The sequence below is a fragment of the Fervidicoccus sp. SLHALR4 genome (assembly GCF_058692745.1).
The window spans coordinates 748,173-771,165 of record NZ_CP182483.1 but is presented as its reverse complement, the minus strand read 5'-3'; the positions used below and the strand labels follow the sequence as shown (position 1 = coordinate 771,165).

Genomic DNA, 22,993 nt, shown 5'->3' with positions numbered 1-22,993 from the left:
ATATGTTCGAAGCTTCAACTTGTAGAAGCTTTTCGTCCCCACCTAAAAAGGCGAGGCTTTCAATTGTAACATTATTCTAATTTTATTATATTATTAATGAAAAATGGTCACTTTCTGGAGAGGCTTTTCATCGCAGAGGAGGAAAGATTATTTGACCTCTCCGAAATACTCTCCCAGTATTTCTATTCCCTTTTCGAGCTGATCTTCCGGCATTGTGACGAACGTTATCCTCATATGCCCCCTTCCTGCACTTCCGAATATCGAGCCTGGGAGCATGGCCACCTGCTTTTCCTCGACCAGTTTGTAAGCGAACTCAATATCGTCCTTCAAATTAAGCTGCTTCATGTAATCGCTCAGATCTGGGAAAAGGTACATACCCGCATTTGGCCTCCATACTTTAGCTCTGGGAAGATACTTCTTGATGGCATTATAGGCAACATCGCGCCTGCTCTTGTATATGGGAATAACTTCTCTGAGATACTGTTCCTTGATGCCGGAAGACAGGGCAAAGTATGCCATCCATTGAGCGGAAGTCGAAGAAGCTATCGACATTATCCCCTTCAGCTTTGCCATTTCTTCGATCACTTTCTTAGGCGCATATGTGTATCCCAGCCTCAGACCCGGGATAGCTATATCCTTTGAGAAGGAGTTTATCCCGACGAGCTTTTCCAAGGTTCTGCTGTACCTCTGTATCCATATGTGCTCCCCCTCATATACGAGGTGCTTGTATGCTTCGTCATAGAGGAGCCAGACATCGTTGTCTACGGCTAAATCCGCTATAAGCTTCATCGTGCTCTCTTTGAGTATCCTTGAAGTTGGATTATCAGGACTGGTGACGAGAACAAATGAAGTTGACCTCGTTATCGCTTCCTTCAAGCACTCCTCGTCAGGCTGGAACTCGCTTTCTACGCTCTGCGTGCAGGATTTAACTTTCAATCCATACATCATTGCCAGATCCCAGTAGACGCTGTAGGAAGGGTTCAGAAAAACCGCTTCATCTCCAGGGTCGGAAAGAGCAAAGAAGGCCAAATTGAGCCCTTCGACTCCTCCCTCAGTTATGATTATATCTCTTGGGTCGACTTCGAAGCTACCATATTTCTTCAGATCGCTGGATATGGCCTCTCTCAATTCAAGCAGACCCTGCGTCGTTGAATATTTATAGTGATTGAAGCTGTCCTTCAATGCATGCTGGAAGGTCATCTCGATGAGCCTCTTGTCGGGTGGAAGGCCCGGCTGACCCTGAGTGTAGTTGTAGACCTTCTTTCCGCTCCTAGCTAGTTCGTTTACTTTCGAAACTAGTATTCTGTGAGGGGAGGGCTGAATCTGAGAGGATCTAGCTGATATCTTGGCCAAAATCTCACCAAAAAATCATTTAAAAAACTTTATTATAATAAGCTTTTTGAAACAAGCAGGGTTCTTATCAAAAGGAAGTTTTGATTAATATTTTGCTTTCATATTCCTTTGAATGCCTATTGGTGAGCTTCCTTCAATAAGGAAGATAAGTTTGCAAGTTCCCTATTCTGCTGAGATTCTCAGAAGATTATGATAAAATTCGAGGCTGTTGAAAAATGAGGAATAGCTTCAGACCTCGCAGGTTGGACAGCCGCCCGCGTAGTCTTCCTCCGCCGCGAGCATCTCTTTATTACCTATTCTCAGCTTTTTGGCTGTCTGCTTCGTCTCTCTGATTTCTTCGACCTTCTTCTTAATTGTCTCGTCCTTTTGAACAGGGTTCTTCGCTGATATCCCTTTGTTGAGGACTTGAACTTTCTTACTCTTATCTCTGTAAACCGTTATGCCCTTTATTCCAAGCTTCCACGCCAATGTAAATATATACCTGACTGTCTCTGGAGGCTCGCTTTCCCTCAAATTTATCGTTTTGCTTGTTCCAGCATCTACCCAAGCCTGCCATGCTGCCTGGTGCAGGAGGTGCCAGAGGGGGTCAATGTCATGGGCTGTCTTGAATATTTCTTTCAGTCTCTGGTCTATCCCATCTATGGCTTGAATTGACCCGGTTTCAGCTATTTTCTCAATAAGCTCTTTGGAGCTCATAGATGTCCTGTCGAGCTCTTTGAGGAAGACTTTGTCTATTTCGATGAAAGTGCCAACGGATACGATCCTCATAAATGCGAGGGCGAAGAGGGGTTCAATGCTGCTGCTCGTCCCGCCGATGATGCTGATCGTTCCTGTAGGCGCTATGCTCATGACTGTAGCGTTTCTCAAGCCATATTTCTTATACAGATTATCGAGCTCTTTCCAATCCGGCTGGGGGGCTTCTATTTTCAAGCTTTCAGGCAGCTCCAATCCAGCTTTGTCCAGCAGTTCTTCCAGACTCACCCTGCTTCTCCAGATGGGCCTGTACCTCTCCGGATCGAAAGCCGGAAACGTTCCCTTTTCTTGAGCAAGATATATGCTTTCCAGGTATGCATTGTAGGCGATCCATTCAGCTGTTTTGTATGCGAGGTATACTGCTTCAGCGGAATCATAGGAAATGCCGAGCATCGCCAAGAAGTGCGCCCACCCCATTACACCGAGACCTATTTTTCTCGTGAGCCTATTAGCCTCCGTAATCTGCGGAAGCGGATGCTTGTTCGCATCAATTACATTGTCCAGAAATCTTACGGCATTCCTCACGTCCTCTGCCAGTTTTTCCCAGTCCACAAATGTTTTTCCGTCTTTCTCGATAACGTATTTGGTCAAGTTTATGCTTCCCAGATTGCAGTTCTCCCAGTCCAGCAGAGGTTCCTCGCCGCATGGATTCGTTGCGTTTATTTTTCCGAGGTACCAGACAGGGTGCCTCCTGTTTATGGTATCGATGAAGAGCAGGCCGGGATCTCCGCTGTCCCATGCCCCTCTCACTATTTCCTCAAAGAGATCCCTCGCATTTTCCCACCTCACTATTGCTCCTTCATTCTCTGCTATTGCCAGTGCTTCTTCCCAGGTTATAATGGAAGACCCATGGATGGGGATTGACCAGTCATTCCTCTCGAGCTCTCTATAGAGCTCCTCCTGAACCCACTCTTCCTCGATGCTGAATCTCATCAGCCTTGTAGCATAGAACTTGCTGTTGAGCTCAGAGCCGTTCCTGAGCCACGTCTTTCTGGGATTGATGAGGGGGAATGTTCCGCCCTTTTCCACAGCTTCCATGAACTTGTCATAAACTCCGACACTTATATTGAAGTTCTGGAGGAAAACGTCTTTCAGCTCACCAGTCTTGGATTTGATGAACTTCTTGATGTCTGGGTGAAATACATGCAGGACCCCCATATTCGCGCCTCTTCTCTTTCCTCCCTGCTTAATCACCTCAGTAGTAGTATCGAACAGTCTCATAAAGCTCAGAGGCCCGCTCGCTATTCCCTGCGTTGACTTTACAATGTCGCCTTCGGGTCTCAGCTCTGAGAAGTCGAAACCTGTACCGCCTCCCTGTTGCTGAATAAGGGCTTGAGCTCTGAGGGAGTCCATTATTCCGTCTCCATCATCTGTTGTTAGAGAATCTCTGACAGGAATTACATAGCATGCGCTCAGCACACCGTTCCTTGTTCCAGCATTCATCAGTGTAGGTGAGTTGGGGAGAAAGCGTAGCTCGGACATCATGCGATAGAACCTTTCCCTGTAATACCTTCTCTTTTCCTCTGAACTTTCTATCGACGCGATATAGCTTGCCACACGCTTAAACATCATCGAAGGTGTCTCGATATATCTCAAAGTTTCGTGATGCTTCAGCAGGTACCTAGCTTCCAGGACTTTAAGAGCGTTGTATGATAGCCTGAGATCCTCATCTGAGAACTCTTTCCAACCTCCCTTCCCATAAACATGGTTGTATATTCTTCCGAGGACAAAGCGCTTTGCCGCTTCTTCCCAGGCCTGATTCTCCACAATGAGGGCTATCATGTTCTTTTCGATGAGGTCGGCAATGTGAGAAGTCTTAACTTCTCTGCCGCTCAATTTCAGCTCCCTGATAACCTGTTCAATCAGCGATGCTACCTCTTCTTGCACTATGCCCTCGACGCCTTGAACAGCCTTTTCAACAGATCTCTTAATTTTAGCCGCATCCATTTCCTCCATTCTCCCATCGCGTTTGATAACTATCACTTCTTCCTCAGATTTCTGCGCTACTGGACTCTTACTTGCATCTGACGACTTCATAAGCGACACCATTCTGAAACTCGATGCTACCGAAAACTCTCTCTGATCTAATCCCTGCCAGTGATTTTTAAAAATAATATACCATTTTCAATTTTTTATCGCACGCCAAAGTAATATTTTTTCCTATTTGTCATTATCTTTTCTGTGACCTTCCTTTTTATTTTTTCATCTCTGAGGCAAGATCCTTTATTTCAAACATTCGAAATTTTTTAATCCGGAAGTAATATTGGGTTAAGCGGACATTGGCTCGCTAAGATGAGGCCTTATGCTGATGTGTAGCAAGTGTGGAACGAAAAAAGCTGTTCTGAAAAAGCCATTCACGAATCTTTCGCTTTGTTTAGAATGCTACATGAGCGACTTTTACAAACGACTTAAGAGGAATCTCTCGAGAAGCAATCAGCTTGAGTATAGAGGAAAAGTAGCCTATCTTCTTCCCTCGCGATTTGTAGCAGCTGGTTTGCTCGGACTCAGCATCCTCTTATCTATAGAGAAAAAATACTCAGGTGATACATATGTGATGCTAGATGACTGCGGAGTCGCAGAGCTTCTAAGGCCTAGAGTGAAAGAGTTCGCAAGGTTCTTCTACATACCAGAGCTCGAGAATTTGACCTCAGGAGAGCTCAGGCTTAAGGAAAAGAACCTTGCTGGTTGGTGGAGAAAGTACAGATCTGTAGCAGCTTCGGCGTCGTCGAAGCTGGGCTTCAAATCGTTGATAATAGCCATGTGTGCTGAAGCTACCAGTAAAATGGAAATGTCATCGCTCTTATCTTCGAAGATGGATGGAGGAGGGGAGGGAGGACTGTTGCTCACTAGACCGGATGGCTTCAGCTTTATTAACATATTCTACGGCATAACCTGCAGAGAAGCATCCTTGATCTCTTACCTCCTGTATCCCGATCTTTATGAGCTTCAGCTGAAGAAAGAAAGAGAATTCGTTGAAAGCACAGCGGATAATTATGCGAGCAACTTAATATTCAGCGCCGTTAAATGGAGAAGCGGTGAAGTGATTTATTCTATCGATAAGTCTCTGAGATGGCTTTTTGAATTTTCAAGCATAACCAGATGCAGGTACTGCGGGGGGATTGCTATCGAAGGGAATACATGTTCATATTGCAGAGTTTTTTCTTCTCCTCCTTGGGATAGAATTTTGTCTCAAGCTGAAGCGGTGGAGTGTCCAGCGAAAAGCTAGATGTGTAAAATGAGCCTCCGCCATTTGTGCAGCATTAAAAGACGCTCCTTCTATCGTCTTTTTCTCCTCTGTGTATCAGCTCAGCCTTTCTGATTTCCACATATCTGCTTATAAGATAAGACAGAAGAAGCTTCAATCTGTAGTAATAGCGGGGTGATCTGTACTTTTCCAGCTTTTCCTTAAGTTGACTTTTTGTGGGTTCCTGACCCTTGAACCAAGCTTTTACGATTGAGCGATATATGTATTTGAGCAATTGCTCATATTCGTCTTCGATATCAATAGGCAATTCCCCTGATTCCTCAACTAATTCCTCTAAATCATCGCCGAGATAATAGTCGAGAATATCAAGCGCATCTACTGTCTTTCTTCTCATCTATAGCACCTTCTAAGAAGGCCCATGTCTTAAGTAGAGACTCAAAGGAATTTTAACTTTTTCTGAACACCTTTTCTGCCTTAAAATGACGGATCTTTCGGGTGAAAAAAGTTCTTTTACCGCAAAAGTATTTATAGAAAGTCCTTCCCGAGTGAAGAGAGAGGAAAAATGAAGATAAGAGCATTGACTCTCTACACTGAATTAAATGAGCAAAGAGATTTGGACGATTGGCTTCAAGAGAAGATTGCTCTGCTTGAAAAAGCCTCTAGTTTGCTAGAATCTTCCACGGACCTCGAGGTGTGGACAAAAAGGATCACGGTGAATCCGGCCAAGAACGAAACCGTCAGAGAGCTTCTGAATAAAGTAAAAAGGTACAGCGATGTTAAGTTCATGATATACCAGAGACCGCTTTCTAACCTTGACGTTGAGCTGTTGAAGGAAGTCACCACTGCAGGGGCATATTCGGCCCTAGTTGCTGATGACCCGGGACTCATGTGGAAGGTGGTCTCAGCACTGGAGCTTATTTCTGACACTGACCAGACCGCTTCAACCAGATTCGCGATAGAAATGAGCGGCCAGTCTTTCGAGACAGCTTACTTCCCGCTTGCCCTGCATCAGAGCAGGCATTACGCAGATAGGTTCGCACTGGCAATCCTCTACCCGGAAGATGCTATAAGGGTTAAGGGAGACATGATGCAGGCTCTCGAAGAGGTGCTGGGCACAGTACACATGAAGCTCAGGACCTTTTTGAAGGAGGGCATATTGGGAAACGAAGTTGCCGGAGTTGACTACTCGCTGAGCCCTTGGATGGATGAAAGCGTTGCCAGATTCATTCAGGAGAAAGGGGGATGCAGGTTTGAAGATTTGGGATGCATGGAAGAGATTAGAAAGATCAATATATATCTGAATGAATTCTCCATAGCGAAAGGAGGCATAGGCTTCAATGAAGTTATGCTTCCTTTGGGTGAGGATAACGAACTGAAGGCGCTTGTTGAGGAAGATAAGCTGAGTGTTAAGGACTTTTTAATATACTCGACTGTATGTGTGGCTGGAATAGATATGATTCCGGTGGCTTACAATCGCAATAGGCTTTTGCGTCTGTTGACAGCAAGCTATTCGATAGCCAGACAAAAAAAGAGGCCATATGGTGCCAGACTGATAGCAGTTAAGAAACCTGGGAGAAAAATCTACCTCGAGGGATTTGGAGAAGTCCCAGTAGCGGAGTACGGTTAAGACCCAATTTTCTTTTCTGCGCATTCGAACAGCTGCTTTACTATATCAGCCGCTACGTTTTCCACGACCTTTCCAAGCGCAGCGAGCATTCCTCCCAGCTTAGCATCCGCAGAGTACTCCAGTTTAGTCTTTCCCTGATCTGCATCGCTCAAGGTCACTGTAGCTTTCGCCTCAAATGAATTTCCAATGCTACCTCCCTTCAAATAGACCTCGTAGATTTCTTGGGGCTTCACTTCCTTTATGTATCCTTCTGTATTGAATGTGCCAGAAATAGCGCCCACCTTGAATTTAACTTTTGCCTTGAAGTTTGTCCCTTTTATCTCATGGCTCTGAATGCCGGGAACGCATTCAACAACTCTAATCGGATCGTTGAAGAATTCCGCCACTTTAGCCCTCGGAGCATTTATCAAAAGTGAGTTCTTTATCTGCATTCTTTCTCCACCGAAGAATTTATATCGTTTAGCATTTTTTATTTTTTTCTGTTATTTTTTAAACAAAAATACATTGTGTTTTTTCCCATGAGCCGAATTGCAGTCCTCCGTATCGAACCTAAGGAAAAGAAATGCAACGGCGCAGTTTATTGTAAAAGAAAGGCCTTCTTTATCGTTTGAATATAAGCAATAAATATATAAAAATGTTCTTTTAAATAAAAGTAAATAGGTGAGAATTCTTGAAAAAGTTTGGAGATCTGATATATTCACCTGAGCAAGCGAGTGGGGAAGCAATATCTAAAGTGGAAACACACACACCGAAGATAGAGGCTCCCGAGAAAGTGAAGGCAAACGAGCCTTTCGAAATAAAGATATATGTCGGTCCTCATCCAAATCAAGTAGCACATTCTATACGAATGATAAAAGTCTATTTTGAAGAAGAAGGGAGAGGATTCAACCCGGTACATATCGCTACAGTTCAGCTGGAGCCAGAATATGCTGAGCCGAAGCTCACACTGACAGCAAAGCTAAAGAAGAGCGGGGTTCTGTATGTGCTAGAATATTGCAATCTCCACGGTCTTTGGGAAGCTAGGAAGGAAATCAAGGTTGAATAAATTAAGCTCTTTCATTTTTTTCGCTTAGTATAATTATAATGAAGGCTGCAAAGTAGCACAGGATATTGAATATTTCGAGAGTAGCTACTGAAGGCCATGATATAAAAAATGAACCTACGGCACTCACTAAAAACAATGTTATAAGATACAAACCCTCTCTCCGCTTGCCATTTCTCAAGAAAGAGATGCCAAAAAGCAGTATTGAGAATGACATGAGAACGAAAAACTCAAAGGAGACGTAGCGATGAGGGTATGTTCCTTCTGGAAACAGTCCAATTAGCATAAGAGAAAAGGAACCAACCAAATATACTCCTACTCCAATGCAGCCCAATTTTCCTGGAGCAATTTTCGACAGATGAATCGAATACGCTATAGCAAAAAGAGAAGATATTATCAGCGTTGAGTTGAAGACATATGAGTAGCTTCGTCCAATCCTGCCCAGATCGCTGAGGGCGTTTTTGGTTATCTCGAACCAAGGGTTAAGGAGTATGGAAATGAGTATTCCGATGAATGCTGCAATGAAGCTTAAAAGACCGAAGTATCTAAGCAATTTACTCATGCTTTCCGGAAATCCCAAAATTCATCTCCAAATATTCAATTTTTGATATACTCGCATTTTAATTTGCTTCCGAATCTGCCGCAAATGTGCCACATATGAAAGATAAGCTCTGAGCAGAGTTAGGAAGCTTGTCTATCTCGAAGACTCTCTCCCAATTATGGGATGAGGGATGCCTGTTCTAAGCCCTCTTCAAAAACTTGTCTATTTCTTCTATACTGAGCTTACGGAATTCTCTCTTTTCTGTTTCAATTATTCCAACATCGAAGTTGACAGCCTTTAGTTCTTGATCGCTCGATTCCTTGAGGACTTTAAGAGAGAGAGCTATAGCTTCTTCCAGTGGCATATCGTTTTTATAGTTCTTCTCTAGCTTCTCCTCAATCGCAGATTCGCCTCTGCCTATCGAAGTCGCAAAATACCCAAAATACTGCCCGGCTGGGTCAGTTTTGAATAGCTGTGGTCCGGAGGAATCCACTCCTCCTATCAGGAGAGAGACGCCGAATGGCCTGACTCCTCCGTGCTGAGTATATGCTTGCTTCAAATCGCTTATCTGTTTGGTCAAGTACTCTATTGGTATGGGCTCTCCATAGGTCAGTCTGTGGCTGACTGCAAGCTGCCTCGCATACTCTATGAGTACCCTTCCATCTCCTCCGAAGCCAGCGAATGAAACTCCGATATGCGAGTCAATCGCGCTCACCTTCTCTATACTGGCAATATCTACTAGCGACTTTGATATGGCCTTTTCTGCTGCCAACACAACCCCTTCTCTAACTCTAATTCCAACTGTGCTCCACCCTTGCTTCACTGCCTCAAATGCGTATTGGACCTGGTATAATCTGCCGTCCGGCGAAAAGACTGTCAGAGCCCTATCATATCCCATCATAGCAGGTGAAAATGCCATATTGCTTTACACCTTTCAGCTTTTTTGCATTTATACAACTGAAAGCTATTAATAATTTCGCTCATGCTTTTGAGGCTCCCATTCTAAATCTATTCACCTATTCAAAAAGGGTCAGCTCGTCGCGAGAAATTCATCGGCGGCGAAAACGCCTAATCCCCATATTGGGACGGCCACATCATCCCCCCATTGAAGTTCACATCCTTTGCTTTCTGCACTTGAGCTTTTACTGATATTGATTGAAATTAAAAGGTCAGCATTATTTAAGGTTTAAAATCCTTCCATATCATAGAGTTTCACAACGCCCATTTTAAAAGCTTTGATATATTGAAAACTCATTAAAATCAAATAGGTCTTTTTTGATATATTTTTTCAACATAATAAATGATCACTAATAATTTTAAACGGAAAACAGTAATTATAGATTCAGTTCATTTGATATGAAGTGATGCAAATGAAGATAAGGAAACTTGCATCCATTGGAAAGCGGATATACGTGGAGCTTCCAACAGACTGGATCGAGAAATACGGTCTGGTTCCCGGCGATACGGTTTACATGGTGGAGAAAGACGGAGAGTTAAGAATTATACCTCTGCCGTCTCTAAGTAAAAAATGAGGGGCATTAGGGGTGGAGATAAGAAAAGTTCAGAAACTTGGCACTTCCTCTTTAATAATAACTCTTCCGAAAACATGGGTAAATCGATTAGGCATAAAGCCAGGGGACTCTGTTTACCTCGTTGAAAAGGAGATGGAGCTCAGGATAGTCCCTTTTTACAGCGAGAGCGGTTTCAGCGTAGCTCTCAACATCGATAAAGATGAATTCGGAAAAAGCTTGGAGATTCTGAAGTGCTCCATGCAGATGGGCTTCTCCAATATAAGAATGAAAGCAGCCTTCCCTTTTACCGGCGAAATGGAAGAAAGCATTAGAAAAGTTGTATCGATGGATGGAGATTATGAAGTTAACAGGATTGATCCTTTCACTATAGAGGTTTCCCTGATAAACAGGATGACTTTCGAAGACATCGGTGCGATGATAAGAGAAGTAATCTCCCTCCTCGAGAAGTCCTTCTCTCTTATCTCCGAAGCCATCGAATCTCCAAACCCTGACCTTATTGAAAAGCTGGAAAAGATCCAAGAACTCTTCGAACGGAGAAAGCTCACTAGGAAGCATATAGCGAGAATAATAGAGGGGAGCAGAGGGGATTTGATTGAGGAGAGGAGGGTTTGCTCCTTTGTTTCATCGTCCTACAGCATATGCATGGGGCTCTCTAGCACTCATAGAGCTCTCCTGGAAATAATCAGAAAAAGCGGTCCTGAGAAGCTGGTGAGCAAAGAGCATGCGGAGCTTATGAAGGGGATCTTTTCGGATTATTTGAATGTCATATGGGAAACGATAGGATCACTCACGAATGAAAGCTTAAAAAGAGTTGAAACAGCCAGGAGCATCCTAGGCTCTCTCATGAAAGATATTGGAGAAGTTTTGTCTGAAGACCGCATAGACGGACCTTTGAGAGATATCGTTGCCCTGATATTCAACTCTACATATTACTTTGATATGCTACTCAGCGATATATATTGCTACATTGAATCTAAGAAGCTGCAGATCGCATCGTGAACTGATCTCTGAATACAAGAGCTTCAGAATTTATATGGAGTCAAACTCACTATGCTTGATTCGCTCAGATGCCCTTCTCTTTCACCTTCTTTTCGATCCAGAGCTTGAGGATTTCACAGGTTAAAGGGGATGGGTTTTTATCCGCTTCACATTCTTTCAAATACTTGCATGAGAAGCATGGAATCTCCGAAACCGTTTTCAGTGATATCGGTATTTCAGGAACTTTAATTTTGGAAGGAAACAGAACGAGCTCCTCTTTGCTTCCCTGCTTAACCTTTACGACTTTGAGGATCTTTCGCTTTTCCAGTTTGGCTACCAGTTCGGTCATTTCGCTGTCTTCTACCTTGAAATGCTTTATCAAGCTTTTCATGGAAATGCCGTTTTGACCTGATGCCTCTACAATTTTCACTAGCTCTCTCTGAAGAAGCTTGCCGTCTTTCGAATTTTTCAATATATATTCACCTTTGATGGCGAAGGGGGCTGTTTGGTTTTCTACTAATATTTTACAGATTAACTGCTTATTAAATTTGAATTTTTAATCGAACTTGAAAGTCAAGCGTTCATAGAAGCGCCAAGATTTCTTAAGATTAAATACGATCCTGTGAGATGATGAAGTAAAGAGGAGAGTGAAGAGCATGCCTTCCATAGAGAAGGGAAGAGTGAGGAGGATACTCTCCCACGGTTTCGCTGCGCTAATCGCTGTTTCGGGTCCCAACTTTTTCTATTTGACTGGAAAAAACATAAAGAGCTACGAGAGGCCTCTGATGCTGATAGCCACGTGGGACGACTGCTTGATTGTTGCTCCAAAGCTAGAGGAAGAAAGAATTTCTGACCTTTCATGTGGAGGAAGAGTAATTTACGAAGATGGAGAAGATCCCTTCCACATACTACAGACCGAAGTCAGAGCACTGGGAGTTAAGGGGAGAGAAAAGATAGCTCTAGATCCCGAGATGAAGCTGGATCTCTTCTTCAAGTTGAGCCACGCACTCTCCGATTTCAATCTTGCAAGCGGAAGGAATGCCTTTCTGCGGGAAAGAATGAAGAAGGACGACTACGAGCTTGAGAACATTAGGAGAGCTGCAACTATTTTGGATGATCTGTTCAGAAAGGCAGAAGAGCTGATCTCAGAAAAGAAAACAGAAGCCGAAATAATGGTCTCCCTCTCACTTCTTGCCCATAAGCTAGGAGGAGATGCTGTGGAATCTCTATCTGTGCAGAGTGGACCGAACACGGCTATCCCTCACCATGAGTATTCCAATAGACAGCTAACGAGAGGGGACCTGGTTCTGCTCGATTTAGTGGTTTCATACGAAGGCTATAAAGCTGACCTAACAAGGGTTTATTCACTGGGGAAGCCAAATGAAGAAGCTGAAAAAGTCTACGAGTCGGTCAGGGAGGCTCTTGAAAGAGGATTTTCTGAGCTGCATGTTGACATGAAAGCTGGAGAGCTAGATTCAATTGTGAGAGGAGAGCTTGCAAAAAGAGGATTAGATAGGTATTTCACTCACAGGACCGGGCATGGGATAGGAGTAGAAGTTCACGAACTACCCAACATAGCGCCTCGATCGCATGATGTCATCCAGGAGAGGAGCGTCTTCACTATTGAGCCTGGTGTCTACCTCCCTGGGAAGTTCGGGATAAGGCTGGAAATAGATGTGGCTGCCTTCAAAAACGGGAGCGAGATCATTGGGAGCTACCCATTGGAACTGAGAACGATATAGCTATCTTCCGAAAAAGCTCTCCAGTCTAGCTACTCCCTCTATGTCTTCCCAGCTTATGTTTATGGTTTTCAATATTTGCTCAAAGGTCGTTCTGGTGATTTCAAGGTATTTGTCCACGTCAACTTCCGATAGCTTTGCAATTGCAACTGGCTTGACGCCATCCTTCCCCTTCACTTTTACGTAGGAAATGATATCTCCTTTCACCAGTTGTCTGTCGAAGTTTTTGAGGAGGAGAGCTGCTTTAACGTGTTGAGGGGTATTCTTCACGTACCCTTCTATATCTTTGTTGAGCATAACATTGAATGCTAGCTCGTCGAGAGTATACCCCATGCCTTTCAGTCTCCTGTAGATTTCCTTGACTTTGTCCTTCACCTTGTCGTGGATTTCAGTGAAGTCTTTTGGACTCTTGATCTCTTTCAGCAACCCGATGACTTCCGAGAAGGAATTCTTCAGGAATTCAGGCTGGTTTCTCTTCTTCCCCAGCAGCCCCTTTATAACAACCTCATCTCCATTGGTCACTGCGAGATAGTTCTTCTTGAGCCCCGAGAATGCGACATACCTGAATTCCTTGTCGATCTCGAGGTCCAAGCTGAACTCCCTTTCGACTTCACTGACAAGCTTCTCAAGAGCTTCTTTCTCTGGATTCCAGATGAACATGCTATCGGTGTCTCCATAAAGCACTTTCAAGCCCAAATTCACTGCCTTCTTTATGGTGTTCATGATCGTAAATCTCCCTATGGCTGTAACGCTTTCCGCAACAGGAGGAGCGTAGAGAGCGAAAGCATCGCTGCCGAAAACTCCATAACTCGCGTTGAGGAGGACTTTCAGAGCAGACTGCACAGTATTGTACCACTCCTTCTGTTCGCCGCTCAGACCTTTGTCCTTGCTCTTCTTCTTGTACACCTTGACCCTCAGATCCCTCATAGTTCCTATCATGAGAGAAGTCATTCCTTTTCTATCCATGCAGACAACGTGCTTCACATCGGGAATCTCCTTCAAATTCCTGCAGTCATATGAGGGGTTTACAGTCTCGTAGCTGAGGTTCCAGACTTTCATTATCGATGGATACAGGCTGGCGAAATCCAAAACCAAAATATTGAAGAATACTCCGACTGGAGGATCGAGCACTATGGCTCCTGCATATTTCTTACCCTTTATCACTGCTCTGCTCTTTATTTCTTTCTTGTACTTCAGGATGTCCTCTTGCTTAGGAATGAGGAAATTTCTCCTCCTGTGCTCCCAATAGAGCATGTTCCTTATCCAGTTGCTTATCTGAGTTCTGCTCAGCTCTTCTATCCCTGTTTTGGTCAACCGTGACAGCAGAATGAGCAGCTTCCACGTAAGGAAATTTTTCCAAGCAACCAGAGAAAGCGTAATCTCAGCATCTCTGTAGTTGTACTCAACAAGTTTAGAGATCCCCAGCATTCCTGGGCTCTCATCGATCTTGACTTTTCCTCTTCCAATGATGGTCTGCGCTACACTGTCGAGAGTGTTTTCCCTGTAATTCCCCCCAAAAGCATATGTCTTAAGCGCTTTGTTGTCGAAAACTTTGTAGAGATCTATGTGGATGGCTCTGACGAATGTGTAGTAATCCTGGAACTCCTTTATGGGGACTTCCTGAGGCTTGAAGCCGAGAACCTTCGCTCTGTTCCTGAGATATGGCAGATCGAAGTTATCACCGTTATACGAATAAATGACCTGGTACTCTCCAAGCAACCTGAATGTTTCCATCAGCATAGCGTATTCGCTGTCAAATATCTCAACCTCAACTTCATCGGAAAATCTTACCCTTATTGGGGATTTTGAGGCGTATGGATATGCCAAAGCCAGCACTTTCTTCCTTCCGTCGGTACCTGCTATCGCTATCGAGAGAACTGGATATGGAGCGGTTGCCACGTTAGGGAGCCTGTTAGAATAGGGGGAATAAACTTCCACGTCCACTGCAGCCATATTTGGAAATGGTGGAGGGAGCTCGAAGAGGCTATAGAGCTCCTCAGCGAAGCGATTGACTTCTTCACTCTCTCCTGCGAACAAGCTTCTGAGCTCACCGTAGGACTGAGCAGTTTCTGCAGGAGCGAGAATCTTCCCGCTGACTTTATACTTGTAACCTGGAATCAGGCCGCGGTCGTAAATGAAGTTCTGGTGATATTTGATATTGCTCTCCCAGCTTTCCTTGAATCTGCTTCTCAGTTCCCTAACTGCCAGAGGATCTGAGACTGTTATTTTTGTATATTTTTCTCTCTTCATAGTGAGGGGGTTGATTTTTTCGATTCTCTCGATTGAAAGCATTCGATCTTTCATATCCTTTGAAATGAGCTTTTCTGCTTCAGGAGGCTCTTCGGCAACTATGAAATAGGGCTTGTGGTCAGTTTTGTCGTACCAATATGCCAACCGCTTTCTGTCCTCATCATAGAAGCAGAGGACTACCATGTTCTTGTCTGAATCATAGTAATATGAGAGCAGATGTGCGTTGTTTATTACGGCCTCATCGGTAGTTGCATGCCACACTATGATCTCACTGGAGTTCGTCGCTTTTTGGACAGAGTCCATTTCTTCTGGAGGCCTTCCATTTGCCTTAATAACTTCCTCAGCAATGATAGATACTTCCTCTTTTTTCTTAACAAAGTCCAGCAAAGTCGGCGCTCCGTTCTTCCTTCGCTCTCTCGGCATCATTTTCCAAGACCCTGAGCTCTTTGATAAGTCACTGAAAGGATATTGCCCTAACTCTAATAATAGTTTTATTCAAGAACGAATCTCTTTCTCTTCTTAAATGGTATTACAAACAAAGACTTCCCCTTTCAAGCAGTCAGACCTGTTCATCTCACTCAAGGAGGAAAGAGCTTGCTCATTTTAAAGAGGTTTGCTTCAATGTGGGGGAGCTTTTCGCTAATGCTATCGAAGTTCTGTATAATGTAAGGTAAATGAGATATTGAAGCTACAGTCGACCACTGATTTGGGCCTTCATGCCTTGCAGATAATGTCACAATGATGGGGTAAACGAAAGCCCTCTTATTAGGCGTCAATTTCGCTGCCCATTCCAAGAATCTTTCATTGGAGACCAGCGTTAAAGTCCTCTCAAATAGCTTTTTGGAAGAATCAAGATATCGAGAAAGGCTCAGCTTCGCGCTATTCCAGTGCTTGCAATCCACAGTGAATATGAAACTGCTTTTTAGAGCGATGACGTCTGTTTCCGTTCTCTTTGGCTTGGTAGTTCTGAAATTTCTCAATACGTGGAACTGAGCTTCCTCGAAAATGCTGGCCACTTCCTGCTCGAACTCCTTCCAATCGAGGTATTTTGAAATGTTCCTTGGCTCCACTCCTCTCTCAATAGCGGATAGAGCTAGCTTGATTCTATTTGCGACTCTGATGATGTCTCCATCCAGCTCTAACCCTCTGAGATTTTTCACGGCAATTCTAAGCTGCTGTTCGTCTACCATCAAAATCTGAGATAAATAATCCAATGTGGCCGAACCTTCTCTCAGCAGATGTTCAGTTAAATTTTCGAGGGAAAGGAGCAAATTGATTCCCCATTGTGCACATTATTTTCAGACCGATGACCATCGATCGGTTATTCTGCATCCTCCGGTATTATTTTGGATGGCTGACTTTCTACATGCCCTTTTTACGAGGAGCCCTGATTAGTAGCTACGCATTATTTGAAACCTCACTGTGTCATTGTCGACCGCCATTTCTAATGGCATAGACGGGGCATTTGAAAAGCTCAATTTGTTTATAACGAGCTCTTTTCTGCTTGTCCTCTCATTAAACCTGAGAGAGAAGATTGCATCACTATAGTACAAGAGGAGCCTTGAAAATGGAGAAGAATAGATGTAGCTATCTAAGAATATGTTTATAGTCGCACTTTTTCTCCCGCTGCTCTTCAATTTTTTCACAATGAAGCCAATTCTTTCGGGAAGTGTTTTTTGCGTCTCTTTCAAATAGGGAATGAAGAAATACATATGGTTTGAGCTTCTATAGTATAGCTCTATAGCTTTAAGAAATTCCTCCTCAGATTCGTAAGACCTGAAGTGTATGTTGGGGGAGTCCTCAATTATTTGTCGAAACTTCGAAGTTAGAGGAGTTGGAATGACAGATGTGTTGAACAGATTATTGAAATCGAGGTAAAAGGTTCCTACAAATATATCCCTGTCAGGCTCTGCTTCGCTTCTCGATAAAATAAGAAATAGGAATAGTGCTTCAGGATTCGCAATTGGGTCGACAGAATATAAAATCAGTGAAATTGGGGGGTAGTAGATTTTCATGTCTCTCAAAATGGCGAGTTCAGGCTGATTTAGCACAAGCTCCTCTGTAGCCATCAATTCTTCACCCGAAGCCACGAAGATGGTTATGAGGGCTTTGTGTTTTATTCTTTCCCACGATTCAGTCCTCTTTTTCGCTGAACGGTGTGATGAGGATGTCTATGTTGCTTACATTGTTCAGAACCGACTGACTTACACTGCCTACGAGAACTTTTTCCAGAAGACCTTTCTTGCTCTTTCTTCCTATTACTATCAGATCGACTTTTTCCTCCTCAGCTGTCTTAATTATTTCACTAGCTGGGATACCGGTTTTTATTATAAATCTCACCTTTTCTAGTCCGACAGCTTCAATGTATTTTTTGGCCTTTTCGATAATCTTTTGAGCTATCTCTCTCTGTTTGGAAACAACTTCAGGAGGAATCGGTTCTCCATAGAAAATTTCTATCGGCTCTATAACCGTTATAACGAGCAGTTCGGAACCGAAGTGTTTGGCTATTTCGCATGCTTTATTCAGCGCTAGCTTTGAGGAGGGGCTTCCATCATAAGCCAGTAAAACCTTTGAATACAATTTTCTCATCTCTGAAGTTAGCTGTTAAGGAATTATTTTACTATGCTATCATATTAATGTTTCTTTTTCCATTCATGTGATGACTGTTCAATATTCTTTCAGCACCATGACTGTGACCGTTGAAGAAACATGCGGGACTTCTCTTATATTGTCTATACTTTCATTCAATTTTTCCACAGTTGGAGATGAGACAATAGCTACTATATCGTAATCTCCTGCCACTTCGAATACTTTATCCACATACTTGATCTTCTTAACTGACTGGGCTACTTCTGTAGTCCTGCCTTTAGCCTCAGTTTTAACGAAAACTAGAGCTCTAACCACTGATTCGGTGCTCAGCTCAATTGTATACCTCCTGATCACTCCGCTGCTAACTAATCTGTCGATTCTCTTCTTGACTGCTGTTTTGCTGAGCCCAAGCTCCTCTGCTATTACGCTGAGTGGGGTTCTTGCGTTCGATTTCAAAATATCGATTATCCTCTTATCGATTTCATCGAGATCCTTCATCTTACATCCCTCACAATTAGTATCTCTGGATGAGGCTACATTCTATTTCCAGCTTATTCACACGATAAAAGATCGTGAAAGGTAAGCTTTATTTATTTGGTGTGCATAACTCTCTTTTTGACATTTAGGAAAATAAGATATGTAGGGTTGCAAACCAGATGGTGGAAAAAGATATAGAATCTCTATGTGGAGGACTACCACCAGAGCTCTGTGAACAACTTGTAAGGGAACAGCAACTGATAAAAATAAGGCTGGAAAAGAGAAAGTTCGGCAAAGAGGTAACGATTATCGAAGGAATAGACGAAAGAGACGTCGATGTAAAGAAGCTGGCTTCTCAGCTCAAGTCAAAGCTCGCAACCGGGGGGACTGTTAAAAACGGCAAAATAGAGCTACAGGGCGATCACAGAAGTGTTCTGAAAGATCTGCTGATAGAGCTGGGTTTTCCTCCAGACAACATTGTAGTTGTGAGCTGATTCCAGAAATCGGTTAGTAGAAGAACTATCCAAAAGATTTATAAGGAAATAAGAGAAAAATTTATAAAGACTTTTTTAAACTCTATTAAAATTGCTTTGGGCTTCTATCGGTGAACTATGGCTATGGATGAAAAAACTTCTAAGGAAGAGTCTGAAGAAAAGGAGAAAAAGGATAAGACTGAAGAACAGTGCCCTCCCGAAGCCATTGTCTTTGACCAGGAGAGAGGAGAGTACATTTGCACTACTACTGGGGAAGTTTTGGAGGAAAAGCTAGTCAATCAGGGACCTGAATGGAGAGCATTCACACCAGAAGAAAAGGAGAAGAGGGCTAGAATCGGCGGCCCCCTTTCTCCTACGGTTCATGACAGAGGCCTCACAACACTGATAGATTGGAGAGACAGAGATGCCAGTGGCAAAAAGCTGGAGCCCAAAAAGAGGCTGGAATTTCTCAGGTACAGAAAGTGGCAGATAAGAAGCAGAATACAGTCCAGCATTGACCGAAATCTAGCGCAGGCAATGAATGAACTTAATAGAATATCCAACCAGCTTCACCTGAACAGGGCCGTTAGAGAGGAAGCCGCTATAATATACAGAAAAGCCGTCGAAAAGGGCCTGGTTCGTGGAAGAAGCATAGAGAGCGTTGTTGCTGCTTCAGTTTACGTTGCCTGCAGGCTGAAGAAGCTGCCGAGAACTCTCGATGAGATCGCGCAGCATACAAGGGCGAACAGAAAGGAAATCGCAAGGTGCTACAGGCTTCTCGTTAAAGAACTGCAGATAAAGGTTCCCATTGTGGATCCGATTGATTACATCCCGAGAATGGGAAGCCTGCTAGATTTGAGCGGAAAAACTATGAATATTGCTGCAAAGATCGTGAAAGAAGCTAAACAGAAAGCGCTTACAGCAGGGAAAGATCCGACGGGACTGGCGGCTGCTGCCATATACATAGCTACCCTTCTCGAGAACGAAAGAAGAACTCAGAAGGAGATAGCGAATATTGCTGGCGTCACTGAGGTGACTGTAAGAAACAGGTACAAAGAGCTGGTGAGCGAACTAAACCTGGATATCCCCGAAGAAGAGTGATTTTGATTCCTGAACCGCTTCTTAAAACTCTGAGTTTAAGATTAAAAAAGAAAAATTTGTTTTTATTTAGCTTTCTCGGGAACGGCGTATTTCTTGTATGCAAACGCCAGCAGCAGGTAGAGGAATAGCGAAATGAAGAAGCCGTAGTACCAAGCCAGCTCCTCTCCTGGCACAGGTATCCCATAATAGAATTGGAGCGTTCCTCTCGCCCAAGATATGACATATTCTCCGACGATTCCGATCAAGAATGAGCCCACGCCTACCCAGTTTATCCCTCCGCTGTACCAATATTTGCCCTGAGGAGTTGGGTTGTAGAGCTCGTTTAAGTCATATTCTCTCTTCCTAACTACCCAGAAGTCCACAACCATTATTCCAGCTATTGGCCCCAGCCACATGCTGTAGTACCAGTTGAAATTGGTCAGATAGTCGGCGACATCGAGCGACTGCTTCCAATTTACCATGCTGTACGGTCCTATCAAGAGCCAGGCCAGCAAAGTAGCAATGGTGAGCGATTTAACCCAGCCGAGTCGGGTTATCCTTATGACAGCGTTGGTCGCTGCCGGAACGTCTCCGGTTAGGTTGGTGCTTGCTGTAGCCATAAAAGCGAAGATCAGCCCAAAGAACGCAACTGCAACGCCCGGCGCATATTTCGCAATTATGTCTATTGGGCTGTAGGTGCCTCCCGTCATTGTGGTGGCAACGAATCCCAACGCTGTTCCAACTACCTGCGGAAAGATCAGGCCGAGGATGTGGCCGGAAACTAAGCTCGACGTGCTCTTATTCCACCTGCATATGTCGCTGACGTTGAGGGCTATGGTGCCCCACCAAGCTGTCTGAACTGCCACTGCTAGGAAGAAGCTGTTGCTCGTCCAGGAGACGCCTCCTGCAGTCCACGACGGTATCTTTCCTGGAAGGTTGGGGAGGCCTGTCAAATAGTAGGTGAACCACGCGAAGAATATCAGCAAAAGCGGGCCGGCGAAGGTATCGAAATACTTTATTCCTGTTATCCTGAAGTAGCCGAAAGTCCAAACCAGCAGCAAGTAGAATATGAACGTATACGGAGCGTAGAGTAGTCCGTTCGCTGTTATCCAGTCAGCTGGCTTTCCCAAAATGACGAATATCATTTCGGTCATTGCCCATGCGGCTATGTATCCGTCTACCCCGTACCAGAATATGCTCACAATAGCCCTGACAATCAGAGGAAGCAGAGAGCCTCTGTATCCGAATGCCGGTCTCAGCTGGACTGGAAATGGAATGCCGTACTTTACTCCAACATAGCCGTTGAGGTACATTACAATAGCTACAACAGTATTGCCTATGAATGCAGCAACAACTGTTTGGAGGAGGTTCAGCCCCAATATCTGGCTTATCCATCCTAGGAAGAATATTGAAGTTGTTATTGCCATCGAAAGTATCATGAGAACATATTGCCATCCAGTGGTAGTCCTTTTGTCGCTAGGTATCGGCAATAGATCCGGGTGATCCTTATATGAAACCCCCATGTTTTCCACCTCAAAATTTCAATCTGATATTTTAAATTTTATTCTAGATTATATTTAAAATTTTTCTATAACAAAAGCGATTTGTGCCGTCTCAATCAGTTTCCTTTCCGCTATCAAGAGGGAAGGTTCTATTCAGGAAGTTTGCTACCCTCATCTGCCGGAGAAATATTTTTGTGAAGCATTTATTAAACAGCAACTCTCTCCTCGTTGTTCATGCAGCTTACGCGGTCCTCTGCTTCCAACTCATCTTCAGTCGGTGTTTTTTGAAAAACTTATAATTAATTCGATTTCAAAAACCACTGCATAAGCCCAGAACTCCTTCGTCTGGAAAAACAAATATAAAAAGGCATTGAGGAATTTCATGCATGAGGGGCCGTAGTCTAGCTTGGTAGGATGCGAGGCTTGGGCCCTCGTGGTCCGGGGTTCAAATCCCCGCGGCCCCACTTTTCCAGAACTCCTGTCAACAATGTTGGGTTTTTCACGTACCAAAAATTCCTCTTATACCGAAGAACGTTCCAAGCACGTCGCCGAAAAGGTATGATGCCAGGGCCGTTCCCATCATCAGTGCCGTTGACTCCAAAAACTCCCTGAGGAATTCCTTTTCCTGAAGAACAGATGCATAGTAGGTGAAACCGGCGATCATTGCTACTCCAAGCGAGACTGAAACAGCAAAAGCAGAAAGCATATGCCGTATTATGAAATAGGGCAAAGCTAGAGCCACAACCGCTAATATGTAAGAGACCCCTGTCATGAGCGCGGACGTTCTTGGAGACTTTCCCAATTCATGCTTGGCTTGGAGGTATGCTGCAGAGGCCATGGAGATAGCAGCGGAAAGACCGACAACTAGACCTGCTATACCGGTCACTATCGTGGATTCTGTTACACCAAGAAATCCAGCGTGCACCCCGTTTATCTCGACTATGGCGTCTGCTAGGCCAAGAATAATGAAGCTCATGTACTTCACAATGCTTTCATCTATATCGGAAACCGTTTCCTTTTCATGCTTCTTCTCATCCTCTATGATTTTTCTGAAAAACTCTACCTTTTCTTGCGGCATGGCTTTCTCAATTCTTTCATAGCTTTCGACGACTTCCTCTTCATGCCTTTCCAAGTAGAGTGAGGTAAATGTAAGCCCAAACAGCTTTCTCATGAAAATCATTCGCAGGACCTTCCTCTCGAGACCCTTTACGGGACATTCTTCTCCCAAGAGATCTTTCCAGAACTCGTAGTGCATTTTCTCTTCTTGGCTCATTTTCAGGAGAATATCCCTTTTCTTTGGATCCTTCTCTCTCCCAGCCAATGCTTCATAAATCGCACTATCGGTCAGCTCATCCTCACAGAACTTCCGTATCTGTTCTTTAAGCTCTTCCATTTTTGCTTTCCCTTCTTCAGTCCAGCTTTTTTTCTTTCTTCTCCTGCATTTCTTCAAACTCCTTGATGAGCTTTTTAATTGTTTCATTTATACATGAAATGTCGCCTGATTCGTAGAAGACCCTGGTGAAAAATTTTGACATGCATCTGCTCGAATGAAATACCAGCTGAACTCCGCCTCTTGTGAGCACATATCCTTGGCCTTCATAAAATACTCTGCCGCACACAACGCATTTATGCTTAATTGTCAAGCTCCATCCTCCGCGTCTTCTGAAGCGATGTAAAGCTATTTTACCCTCTCTATATAAAACATTTTTCGGCGCATTGATGAAGTTGTGCCGTAGCTGAACAGTGATGCAGGCCTGTGTTGCTGAGCGCTGAAGATTACGCAACCACGATGATGATGCTTAGAAGGTTTGAGCCTTGGGGCGATGAAGGTGTTATCCCCGTCTGAGTGATG

At 43.9% G+C, this 22,993-nt stretch carries 23 protein-coding genes and 1 tRNA gene; 9 read left to right on the top strand and 15 right to left on the bottom strand.

Annotated features, from left to right (window positions below):
• Positions 1 to 147: 147 nt before the first annotated feature.
• Complete coding sequence (locus tag ACLGLO_RS04070; RefSeq protein ID WP_492127656.1) at positions 148 to 1,353, bottom strand: pyridoxal phosphate-dependent aminotransferase; 1,206 nt, start codon at positions 1,351 to 1,353, stop codon at positions 148 to 150.
• A gap of 228 nt (positions 1,354 to 1,581) precedes the next feature.
• Positions 1,582 to 4,143, bottom strand: a complete 2,562-nt coding sequence (locus tag ACLGLO_RS04065; RefSeq protein WP_492127655.1) for an adenosylcobalamin-dependent ribonucleoside-diphosphate reductase — start codon at positions 4,141 to 4,143, stop codon at positions 1,582 to 1,584.
• A 349-nt stretch (positions 4,144 to 4,492) separates the two neighbouring features.
• On the opposite strand from ACLGLO_RS04065, the gene ACLGLO_RS04060 reads away from it, so the two are divergent.
• Positions 4,493 to 5,332 carry a hypothetical protein gene (locus ACLGLO_RS04060; protein WP_492127654.1) on the top strand — a complete coding sequence of 280 codons (840 nt, stop codon included), beginning with the start codon at positions 4,493 to 4,495 and terminating at the stop codon, positions 5,330 to 5,332.
• A gap of 34 nt (positions 5,333 to 5,366) precedes the next feature.
• Here ACLGLO_RS04060 and ACLGLO_RS04055 read toward each other — a convergent pair whose 3' ends face one another.
• Positions 5,367 to 5,705, bottom strand: coding sequence for a hypothetical protein (locus ACLGLO_RS04055; protein ID WP_492127653.1), 339 nt, complete (start codon positions 5,703 to 5,705; stop codon positions 5,367 to 5,369).
• Positions 5,706 to 5,873: 168 nt separating this feature from the next.
• Between ACLGLO_RS04055 and ACLGLO_RS04050 the strand changes: the two genes are divergently transcribed.
• A complete protein-coding gene (locus ACLGLO_RS04050; protein WP_492127652.1) occupies positions 5,874 to 6,938 on the top strand; it encodes a DUF711 family protein in 1,065 nt (354 codons plus the stop codon).
• Here the strand turns inward: ACLGLO_RS04050 and ACLGLO_RS04045 are convergent.
• On the bottom strand, positions 6,935 to 7,369 hold the full coding sequence (locus ACLGLO_RS04045) for an SRPBCC family protein (RefSeq protein ID WP_492127651.1): 435 nt from the start codon (positions 7,367 to 7,369) through the stop codon (positions 6,935 to 6,937). The genes ACLGLO_RS04050 and ACLGLO_RS04045 overlap by 4 nt on opposite strands.
• Before the next feature lie 239 nt (positions 7,370 to 7,608).
• Between ACLGLO_RS04045 and ACLGLO_RS04040 the strand changes: the two genes are divergently transcribed.
• Complete coding sequence (locus tag ACLGLO_RS04040) at positions 7,609 to 7,983, top strand: class II SORL domain-containing protein (protein WP_492127650.1); 375 nt, start codon at positions 7,609 to 7,611, stop codon at positions 7,981 to 7,983.
• 1 nt (position 7,984) lies between these two features.
• On the opposite strand, the gene ACLGLO_RS04035 is transcribed toward ACLGLO_RS04040, so the two are convergent.
• Both ACLGLO_RS04035 and psmA read right to left on the bottom strand, forming a co-directional pair.
• Positions 7,985 to 8,560 carry a DUF998 domain-containing protein gene (locus ACLGLO_RS04035; protein WP_492127649.1) on the bottom strand — a complete coding sequence of 192 codons (576 nt, stop codon included), beginning with the start codon at positions 8,558 to 8,560 and terminating at the stop codon, positions 7,985 to 7,987.
• A gap of 160 nt (positions 8,561 to 8,720) precedes the next feature.
• Complete coding sequence (psmA, locus tag ACLGLO_RS04030) at positions 8,721 to 9,440, bottom strand: archaeal proteasome endopeptidase complex subunit alpha (protein ID WP_492127648.1); 720 nt, start codon at positions 9,438 to 9,440, stop codon at positions 8,721 to 8,723.
• Positions 9,441 to 9,891: 451 nt separating this feature from the next.
• Between psmA and ACLGLO_RS04025 the strand changes: the two genes are divergently transcribed.
• Positions 9,892 to 10,053 carry an AbrB/MazE/SpoVT family DNA-binding domain-containing protein gene (locus ACLGLO_RS04025; protein ID WP_492127647.1) on the top strand — a complete coding sequence of 54 codons (162 nt, stop codon included), beginning with the start codon at positions 9,892 to 9,894 and terminating at the stop codon, positions 10,051 to 10,053.
• Positions 10,054 to 10,065: 12 nt separating this feature from the next.
• Positions 10,066 to 11,052, top strand: coding sequence for an AbrB/MazE/SpoVT family DNA-binding domain-containing protein (locus ACLGLO_RS04020; protein WP_492127646.1), 987 nt, complete (start codon positions 10,066 to 10,068; stop codon positions 11,050 to 11,052).
• A gap of 64 nt (positions 11,053 to 11,116) precedes the next feature.
• Here the strand turns inward: ACLGLO_RS04020 and ACLGLO_RS04015 are convergent, their stop codons facing one another.
• Positions 11,117 to 11,503 carry a hypothetical protein gene (locus tag ACLGLO_RS04015; protein WP_492127645.1) on the bottom strand — a complete coding sequence of 129 codons (387 nt, stop codon included), beginning with the start codon at positions 11,501 to 11,503 and terminating at the stop codon, positions 11,117 to 11,119.
• Positions 11,504 to 11,687: 184 nt separating this feature from the next.
• Between ACLGLO_RS04015 and ACLGLO_RS04010 the strand changes: the two genes are divergently transcribed.
• Entirely contained in the window at positions 11,688 to 12,773 is a 1,086-nt protein-coding gene (locus ACLGLO_RS04010) for a M24 family metallopeptidase (RefSeq protein ID WP_492129134.1), read from the top strand.
• Here the strand turns inward: ACLGLO_RS04010 and ACLGLO_RS04005 are convergent, their stop codons facing one another.
• The 5 genes from ACLGLO_RS04005 to ACLGLO_RS03985 all read right to left on the bottom strand — a co-directional run bounded on the left by ACLGLO_RS04005 (position 12,774) and on the right by ACLGLO_RS03985 (position 18,107).
• Positions 12,774 to 15,446, bottom strand: coding sequence for a DNA-directed DNA polymerase I (locus ACLGLO_RS04005; protein ID WP_492127644.1), 2,673 nt, complete (start codon positions 15,444 to 15,446; stop codon positions 12,774 to 12,776).
• A 152-nt stretch (positions 15,447 to 15,598) separates the two neighbouring features.
• A complete protein-coding gene (locus ACLGLO_RS04000; RefSeq protein WP_492129133.1) occupies positions 15,599 to 16,210 on the bottom strand; it encodes an NERD domain-containing protein in 612 nt (203 codons plus the stop codon).
• 201 nt (positions 16,211 to 16,411) lie between these two features.
• A complete protein-coding gene (locus tag ACLGLO_RS03995) occupies positions 16,412 to 17,089 on the bottom strand; it encodes a hypothetical protein (protein WP_492127643.1) in 678 nt (225 codons plus the stop codon).
• A gap of 64 nt (positions 17,090 to 17,153) precedes the next feature.
• On the bottom strand, positions 17,154 to 17,600 hold the full coding sequence (locus ACLGLO_RS03990) for a universal stress protein (RefSeq protein ID WP_492127642.1): 447 nt from the start codon (positions 17,598 to 17,600) through the stop codon (positions 17,154 to 17,156).
• A gap of 87 nt (positions 17,601 to 17,687) precedes the next feature.
• Positions 17,688 to 18,107: an Lrp/AsnC family transcriptional regulator gene (locus tag ACLGLO_RS03985; protein ID WP_492127641.1), complete on the bottom strand. Its 420-nt coding sequence runs from the start codon at positions 18,105 to 18,107 to the stop codon at positions 17,688 to 17,690.
• 173 nt (positions 18,108 to 18,280) lie between these two features.
• Between ACLGLO_RS03985 and yciH the strand changes: the two genes are divergently transcribed.
• Entirely contained in the window at positions 18,281 to 18,580 is a 300-nt protein-coding gene (yciH, locus tag ACLGLO_RS03980; protein WP_492129132.1) for a stress response translation initiation inhibitor YciH, read from the top strand.
• A gap of 123 nt (positions 18,581 to 18,703) precedes the next feature.
• A complete protein-coding gene (locus tag ACLGLO_RS03975; RefSeq protein ID WP_492127640.1) occupies positions 18,704 to 19,660 on the top strand; it encodes a transcription initiation factor IIB in 957 nt (318 codons plus the stop codon).
• Between the two features lie 62 nt (positions 19,661 to 19,722).
• Here the strand turns inward: ACLGLO_RS03975 and ACLGLO_RS03970 are convergent, their stop codons facing one another.
• Positions 19,723 to 21,162 (bottom strand): cytosine permease, encoded by a 1,440-nt coding sequence (locus tag ACLGLO_RS03970; protein WP_492127639.1) that lies wholly within the window; start codon positions 21,160 to 21,162, stop codon positions 19,723 to 19,725.
• Positions 21,163 to 21,531: 369 nt separating this feature from the next.
• On the opposite strand from ACLGLO_RS03970, the gene ACLGLO_RS03965 reads away from it, so the two are divergent.
• Positions 21,532 to 21,605, top strand: a tRNA-Pro gene (locus tag ACLGLO_RS03965).
• 35 nt (positions 21,606 to 21,640) lie between these two features.
• On the opposite strand, the gene ACLGLO_RS03960 is transcribed toward ACLGLO_RS03965, so the two are convergent.
• Positions 21,641 to 22,534, bottom strand: a complete 894-nt coding sequence (locus ACLGLO_RS03960) for a VIT1/CCC1 transporter family protein (RefSeq protein WP_492129092.1) — start codon at positions 22,532 to 22,534, stop codon at positions 21,641 to 21,643.
• A gap of 16 nt (positions 22,535 to 22,550) precedes the next feature.
• On the bottom strand, positions 22,551 to 22,760 hold the full coding sequence (locus ACLGLO_RS03955) for a hypothetical protein (protein ID WP_492129091.1): 210 nt from the start codon (positions 22,758 to 22,760) through the stop codon (positions 22,551 to 22,553).
• Positions 22,761 to 22,993: the final 233 nt, after the last annotated feature.

Bases quoted from the DNA above. Each gene is read 5' to 3' on its own strand.
- ACLGLO_RS04065 (WP_492127655.1), bottom strand. From the start codon at position 4,143: ATGAAGTCGTCAGATGCAAGTAAGAGTCCAGTAGCGCAGAAATCTGAG.
- ACLGLO_RS04060 (WP_492127654.1), top strand. From the start codon at position 4,493: ATGAGCGACTTTTACAAACGACTTAAGAGGAATCTCTCGAGAAGCAAT.
- ACLGLO_RS04055 (WP_492127653.1), bottom strand. From the start codon at position 5,705: ATGAGAAGAAAGACAGTAGATGCGCTTGATATTCTCGACTATTATCTC.
- ACLGLO_RS04050 (WP_492127652.1), top strand. From the start codon at position 5,874: ATGAAGATAAGAGCATTGACTCTCTACACTGAATTAAATGAGCAAAGA.
- ACLGLO_RS04045 (WP_492127651.1), bottom strand. From the start codon at position 7,369: ATGCAGATAAAGAACTCACTTTTGATAAATGCTCCGAGGGCTAAAGTG.
- psmA (WP_492127648.1), bottom strand. From the start codon at position 9,440: ATGGCATTTTCACCTGCTATGATGGGATATGATAGGGCTCTGACAGTC.
- ACLGLO_RS04025 (WP_492127647.1), top strand. From the start codon at position 9,892: ATGAAGATAAGGAAACTTGCATCCATTGGAAAGCGGATATACGTGGAG.
- ACLGLO_RS04010 (WP_492129134.1), top strand. From the start codon at position 11,688: ATGCCTTCCATAGAGAAGGGAAGAGTGAGGAGGATACTCTCCCACGGT.
- ACLGLO_RS04005 (WP_492127644.1), bottom strand. From the start codon at position 15,446: ATGATGCCGAGAGAGCGAAGGAAGAACGGAGCGCCGACTTTGCTGGAC.
- ACLGLO_RS04000 (WP_492129133.1), bottom strand. From the start codon at position 16,210: ATGGTAGACGAACAGCAGCTTAGAATTGCCGTGAAAAATCTCAGAGGG.
- ACLGLO_RS03995 (WP_492127643.1), bottom strand. From the start codon at position 17,089: ATGGCTACAGAGGAGCTTGTGCTAAATCAGCCTGAACTCGCCATTTTG.
- ACLGLO_RS03985 (WP_492127641.1), bottom strand. From the start codon at position 18,107: ATGAAGGATCTCGATGAAATCGATAAGAGGATAATCGATATTTTGAAA.
- ACLGLO_RS03975 (WP_492127640.1), top strand. From the start codon at position 18,704: ATGGATGAAAAAACTTCTAAGGAAGAGTCTGAAGAAAAGGAGAAAAAG.
- ACLGLO_RS03970 (WP_492127639.1), bottom strand. From the start codon at position 21,162: ATGGGGGTTTCATATAAGGATCACCCGGATCTATTGCCGATACCTAGC.
- ACLGLO_RS03960 (WP_492129092.1), bottom strand. From the start codon at position 22,534: ATGGAAGAGCTTAAAGAACAGATACGGAAGTTCTGTGAGGATGAGCTG.